We start from the raw sequence: 450 nt of genomic DNA on the forward strand, positions 1-450 counted from the left end.
TTCAGATATTTCGCCAGCAGCGGCAGTGACACCTCACTGCTGACATTTTTAAACGGATAGCGGCCGCCAAACGCGCTGTTCCACTCGTTCACCACCGCCTGCTGCCACTGGGCGTTCAGGCTGCCCGCAGCCGGCATCAGCACCTGTTGCCAGGCCTGCTCTATCGGACGCACAAACACCGTCTGTCCGAAACCGCTCCACTCCTGTCCCAGCCCGGCGGCGACCAGGCTGCCGTAATCACGCGTGTCAGTCAGGTCCACGGTTTTCCCCTGAAACACCGTCTGCGCCAGCGTCTGCGTCATGGCCTGCGGGTCTGCCGCGTTGGTGACCTGCTGCAGGCGCAGACGCACCTGAGTCACGCGCGTCAGGAAGGTACGCAGGCTCATACTGCTGCTGCCCTGATTGTCAGTCAGCGCCAGCAGCGGGCCGAAAGTCGCATCGAGTGGGCCG

1 pseudogene is annotated in these 450 nt (G+C 63.3%); it reads right to left on the reverse strand.

The features are described from left to right. A pseudogene (locus QMZ65_RS25190) lies at positions 1–450 on the reverse strand (ImcF-related family protein); the annotation flags it as partial.

This window comes from Pantoea sp. EABMAA-21, from assembly GCF_030053335.1.
Classification (GTDB): Bacteria; Pseudomonadota; Gammaproteobacteria; order Enterobacterales; family Enterobacteriaceae; genus Pantoea; species Pantoea communis.